This is a genomic window from Pseudomonas agronomica (assembly GCF_025917275.1).
GTDB lineage: Bacteria > Pseudomonadota > Gammaproteobacteria > Pseudomonadales > Pseudomonadaceae > Aquipseudomonas > Aquipseudomonas agronomica.
Map to the genome: position 1 here is coordinate 1 of NZ_JAOSHO010000380.1, position 4,959 is coordinate 4,959.

A 4,959-nucleotide genomic window follows, 5' to 3' on the forward strand; every position below is an offset into this window, starting at 1 on the left:
AGCAAGCTCCCTCGCCACAGAGGTTTGATCGAGAATAAAAAAGCCCGACTCAATGGTCGGGCTTTTTCATACAGAAGACTGCGCTTATTTAGCGCGGCCTTTGTAGGAACCGCCTTCGCGGGTATCGATCTCGATCATGTCGCCGATTTCGATGAAGTCAGCAACCGACAGCTCGGTACCGTTCTTCAGTTTGGCAGGCTTCATCACCTTGCCGGAAGTATCACCGCGAGCGGAGCCTTCGGTGTAGTCAACCTGACGCACGATGGTGGTCGGCAGTTCTACGGAAACCAGGCGCTCTTCGAAGAACACGGCTTCGCAGACGTCGGTCATGCCTTCTTCCACGAATGGCAGAACGCTTTCGATGTCTTCGGCGTTCAGCTCGTACATGGTGTAGTCAGTGGTGTCCATGAACGTGTAGGTGTCGCCGCTGATGAACGACAGGGTCGCTTCTTTGCGATCCAGGATCACGTCGTCCAGCTTGTCATCCGCACCGTAGACGGTTTCGGTCTTGTAGCCGGTCAGCAGGTTCTTCAGCTTGGTCTTCATGATCGCGCTGTTACGACCCGACTTGGTGAATTCAGCTTTCTGAACCAGCCAAGGATCGTTGTCGATACGAATCACGGTACCGGGTTTGAGTTCTTTACCAGTTTTCATTGCGAATATCCGAATTTGGATGGGATTTACAAAAATCTAGGCCGCGTATCATATCCAATTTCGGTAAAACTTCACCAGCGCCGTGGCGAGATCGGCTCGTGACGCCTGTTCCAGGCACCACGACTGGGCATGTTCGGCCAATTCCCGATCCTGCTCGCAAGCGGCTTTCCAGTGTTCGGCCATGTCTTGACCGGCATTCCAGGCGCGCCAAAGACCGCTGATCGCTTTTTCCGCCGGCTCGGAAAGTCCTTCGGTGTACAGCTTGAGAAATGCCTCGAGTTTCTCAAGGTGGACATCTTCTTCCTGTTGATAGATATGCCAGAGCAGCGGCCGTCCAGCCCATTGTGCCCGCACGAAGGAATCCTCGCCGCGCACGGCATTGAAATCACAACACCATAACAAGTGGTCGTATTCGTCCTGACGGACGAAAGGCAAAACCTGCACCGTCAGGGCGCCACGGCGATGCAAGGCACCGGCCCCAAGACCGTCGATGCCTGCCCAACGCTCGACATCCCCGAGGATGCGTCCTTCCGGAACCAGTACATGCCACGGACGGGTATCCGTCGCCATCGCGTCAAACCAGCTCGCCAGCCCGGCATTTTCATAGGCGAACAACGAAATCAGACGTGCCCCCGGCTCGCGCTCGACGCCCAACCCCCGCAGGAAAGCCTGTTGTGCCGCGCCATCCTGCTGGAATTGCCGACGATGCTCCAACAGCCCCGCTTCGCGCAGCAAGCCCCCGGTGCCCTCCTGGAAGCCTGGAAAGAAGAAATACTTCTGCACATGCTTGTATTTCACCGACGGCAGGCCGTGGCAACCGATCACCCAGTCCTCGGCGCTCAGGTAATCGAGGTTCATCCACAACGGCGTTACCGGGCGCGCGGCCATCGCGTCCATGTAGGTGCTGGGCAACTGGCAGGCAAATGCGGCGATCACCACATCGGCAGCCTCGGTAGACGGCCAGTCCTTGGGCCAGTGACGCACTTGTACGCCCTGCTGCCACTGTTCGGGCAGCGCGGTGTCTATTTCCGGACACAGCCGTTCAAACGCACGCAGGTCATCGACCCAAAGCCGAACCGCGACCCCATGCTCGGCCACCAATTGCCGCGCCAGGCGCCAGGTGACGCCGATGTCGCCGAAGTTATCCACGACGGTGCAAAAAATATCCCAACGCACGGTCATTCCCGACTCCCTGTGGCAAAGCCTGATTGTCCCGTATTCAACCCATGATGCAGAAGGGCCGACGGCGATTAATCTTCATGCGACAATCAGCGCCTAACCGTGCCCCTGCCAGGAAGCAGTCATGCCTGATTACCCATCGCCGCCGCGCCTTTCAGCCTTGAAATTGACCGTCAGTATCGCCTTGGGCCTGTGGCTGGGATTCGTCGCCATCGTCCTGACAGGCTGGTTGTTGTCCAGGTTCCTCTTCGCTGAACAACTGGCCCCGGTGGCCGCTGCGGTTCATCAACTGGCGCAACCGCCGGCGGTGCAACCGGCGCCCGAGCCGCCCACGCCGATGTTCGAGCAATACCAGCAGAATCTGCAGAAGAATGAACAGCGCCAGGCGCTTGATCAGGTACGCAGCAACCCGCGCAACCTGTCGAACCCCAAATGCCAGTTCTGGCTGCAACAGGACCAGAACGCGCCGAGCGAGAAAAGCCGCGCCAACGTCCTGCAATTCTGCGAGTGATCATGAACAAACAGACTGTCCACCAGTTGATCCTCGACAAACTCAAGATTGACCTCGACATTGCCGAACGCGCCGCGCAGACCGCCTACGAAACCGCGACCCACGAAGAAAATATCGCTGAGAACAAATACGACACCCTCGGCCTGGAAGCGTCATACCTTGCCGCCGGACAAGCCCGGCGCGTCGAGGAGATCCGCCAGGCGCTCGCTCTCTGCCAGAACCTGACACTGAGGCCTTACGATGAAGCGCGCGGTATCCAGGTCGGCACGTTGATCGGGCTGGAAGATGAGGACGGCCGCCAACAGTGGTTGTTCCTTGGGCCGGACGCGGCGGGGCTGAAGGTCTCGCTGGTGGGACAACCGATCACCGTCATCACCCCTCGCTCACCGCTGGGCCGAAGCCTGCTGGGTAAGTTCGAAGGGGATGAAGTGGAGATCGTCGTGGGAGGCGCCCGGCAACAGTTCGCAGTCACCGAGGCTATTTAGCGATGGGTTAGTGCACCGGCAATTCGACGCCGTCGAACAGCTCTTCGAGTTCCTGCTTGTTGTGGCACTGGATGGCCTTGGCCATGACTTCGCGTGTCAGGTGCGGTGCGAATTTCTCGATGAAATCGCACATGAAGCCCCGCAGGAAAGTGCCACGACGGAAGCCGATCTTGGTCACGCTGGACTCGAACAACTCGCTGGCGTCCAACACCACCAGATCACTGTCGAGCTTGGTATCGACGGCCATTTTCGCCACGATGCCCACGCCCAGGCCCAGGCGAACGTAAGTCTTGATCACGTCGGCGTCGGCGGCGGTGAACACCACTTTCGGGGTCAAGCCACGATGGCTGAAGGCTTCGTCGAGTTTCGAACGACCGGTGAAACCGAACACGTAGGTCACGATCGGGTATTCGGCCAAGGCTTCGAGGGTCAACTTCGGCAGCTTGGTCAACGGGTGGCCCTGGGGCACCACCACGCAGCGGTTCCAGCGATAGCACGGCATCATCACCAGATCGCCGAACAGCTCCAGGGCTTCGGTGGCAATGGCGAAGTCCACGGTGCCGTCGGCGGCCATCTCGGCGATCTGCATCGGCGAGCCCTGGTGCATGTGCAGCGCAACATCCGGGTATTGCTTGATGAAATTGCTGATCACCGGCGGCAGCGCATAGCGGGCCTGGGTGTGGGTAGTGGCGATGGACAGCGTGCCTTTTTTCTCGTTGGAGAATTCCTGGGCGATCTGCTTGATGCTCTCGACCTTGCGCAGGATCTCGCCAGCCGTGGTGATGATGCGTTCACCGGCCGGGGTCACGCGGGTCAGGTGCTTGCCGCTGCGGGCGAAGACTTCGACGCCCAGTTCGTCTTCCAACAGGCGGATCTGCTTGCTGATGCCAGGTTGCGACGTGTAGAGGCTTTGCGCGGTAGCGGAAACGTTGAGGTCGTGGTGCGCCACTTCCCAGATGTAGCGCAATTGTTGAAGCTTCATATGTATCCCTCAAAGCAGTTGGATGCGACGGGCATCAGCGACGGCATATAACTATATGAATGGTTGTATTAATAAATCTAGAACTTTTTATAAAAAAGCCATCATTTAGCCTCAGGCCTCTCCTTGCCGCCGACGCTGCACCAGCGGCACCAGGTAGACCGGCACGCGGGATAACTGCAATACCCGTGCGGCGGTCCTGCCCAAAGGAGTTTCTCCATTCGCCCCCTGGCAGTGACTGCCTACGATCAACAAATCGACGGAGAGTTTCGCAGCCTGCTCGAGAATGACCTGGGAAGGGTCACCCTGGAACACCCTCACCGACTTGATCAGTTGCAAGTCCTGCTGCCCTTCCCCCAGCTCCTCGCGAAAGCTGTCCAGTACTCGCTGCTCGATGTTGGCCATCACCGTATTCAGACCCTGGCGATGAAATTCGTTCAGCGCGTGCTCGTCCAGATAGCTTTGCAACACCGACTCGGCGAACAGCCCCATCGGTTCCACCGCATGCACCACATACAACTCGGCTTCAAACGTCCGTGCCAACGCCAAGGCATGCTGCATCACATAAGGGGCATAAAGCCCCAGGTCTGTGGCGTACAGCATCGAACGAATCATGTGACCTCCTCGAATGCCAGAATGGCGGAGATTGATTCAGCTTAGCAGCGCGCCAACGAGCGCGACGTGTGGCGTAACGCCTCGAAGTACAGGCGGTCAGAGCTTCACTTCGTTGCTGATGCCGTGGGGCACGTGGCCGGTGGCAACCACCTCGCGGGCAAGCTCGCAGTGGCCGGTCTGGTCATCGAAGAACACGTCGGCGGCAAAGGCTTCGAGGAATGCCGACTTGGTCAGGCCGCCCAGGAACAGCGACTCGTCCAGGCGAATATCCCATTCACGCAGCGTACGGATGACCCGCTCATGGGCCGGCGCCGACCGGGCCGTGACCAACGCTGTGCGGATCGGGCAGGCATCCTCCGGGAATTCGCGCTGCAGCGCATTGAGTGCCGCCAGGAATCCCTTGAACGGCCCGCCTCGCAGCGGCTCGCGCGCGGCCTGTCGTTCACTGGCCTGGAAGGCTTCGAGGCCACCACTCTGATAGACACGTTCCGACTCATCGGAAAACAGCACCGCATCACCGTCGAAGGCAATGCGCA

7 protein-coding genes are annotated in these 4,959 nt (G+C 59.1%); 2 read left to right on the forward strand and 5 right to left on the reverse strand.

The genetic code is table 11. The annotated features are described in order from the left end of the window. Nucleotides 1–84 precede the first annotated feature (84 nt). Both OC610_RS20995 and earP read right to left on the reverse strand, forming a co-directional pair. Nucleotides 85–654: an elongation factor P gene (locus tag OC610_RS20995; protein ID WP_003226785.1), complete on the reverse strand. Its 570-nt coding sequence runs from the start codon at nt 652–654 to the stop codon at nt 85–87. Nucleotides 655–702: 48 nt separating this feature from the next. Beyond that, nucleotides 703–1,836 (reverse strand): elongation factor P maturation arginine rhamnosyltransferase EarP, encoded by a 1,134-nt coding sequence (gene earP, locus OC610_RS21000; RefSeq protein WP_264430442.1) that lies wholly within the window; start codon nt 1,834–1,836, stop codon nt 703–705. 121 nt (nt 1,837–1,957) lie between these two features. Between earP and OC610_RS21005 the strand changes: the two genes are divergently transcribed. Both OC610_RS21005 and OC610_RS21010 read left to right on the forward strand, forming a co-directional pair. After that, nucleotides 1,958–2,344: a hypothetical protein gene (locus OC610_RS21005; protein WP_264430444.1), complete on the forward strand. Its 387-nt coding sequence runs from the start codon at nt 1,958–1,960 to the stop codon at nt 2,342–2,344. Nucleotides 2,345–2,346: 2 nt separating this feature from the next. Next, nucleotides 2,347–2,829, forward strand: a complete 483-nt coding sequence (locus OC610_RS21010; RefSeq protein WP_264430445.1) for a GreA/GreB family elongation factor — start codon at nt 2,347–2,349, stop codon at nt 2,827–2,829. A 7-nt stretch (nt 2,830–2,836) separates the two neighbouring features. Here the strand turns inward: OC610_RS21010 and cysB are convergent, their stop codons facing one another. The 3 genes from cysB to OC610_RS21025 all read right to left on the reverse strand — a co-directional run. Then, nucleotides 2,837–3,811: an HTH-type transcriptional regulator CysB gene (gene cysB / locus OC610_RS21015; protein ID WP_003199376.1), complete on the reverse strand. Its 975-nt coding sequence runs from the start codon at nt 3,809–3,811 to the stop codon at nt 2,837–2,839. A 111-nt stretch (nt 3,812–3,922) separates the two neighbouring features. Beyond that, nucleotides 3,923–4,423, reverse strand: coding sequence for a universal stress protein (locus tag OC610_RS21020; RefSeq protein ID WP_181288884.1), 501 nt, complete (start codon nt 4,421–4,423; stop codon nt 3,923–3,925). A gap of 96 nt (nt 4,424–4,519) precedes the next feature. Next, a partial coding sequence (locus OC610_RS21025; protein ID WP_264430447.1) for a 5'-nucleotidase occupies nt 4,520–4,959 on the reverse strand: 440 nt, incomplete at its 5' end.